The following is a 249-nucleotide window of genomic DNA, read 5'->3' on the forward strand; positions in this document are numbered from 1 at the left end:
AGCCGTCCGGCACTCCCTGGCAGCCGGTCGACGTGCCCAAACCGACGTACGTCGCCGCGGCCAAGGCCACCCGCCCGGCTCCCGCGCCGCTGCCGGTTCCCGAGGTCAAGAAGCCGCAGACCAAGACTTCGATCAAGCAGACCGCTGCGCAGCGGACCGACGAGGCCGCCGCCCGGACGTCAGAGAAGACTGCCGCCACACAGCAGCCGGCGGACGGCGCCTCGGCCGCCGAGGCATCCACCCAGCAGT

At 72.7% G+C, this 249-nt stretch carries 1 pseudogene; it reads left to right on the forward strand.

Annotation, left to right across the window (positions count from 1 at the left end):
• Positions 1-32: 32 nt before the first annotated feature.
• Positions 33-249, forward strand: a pseudogene (locus AC5RV2_RS19345) (hypothetical protein); the annotation flags it as partial.

It is taken from the genome of Arthrobacter sp. Y3225116 (assembly GCF_059091245.1).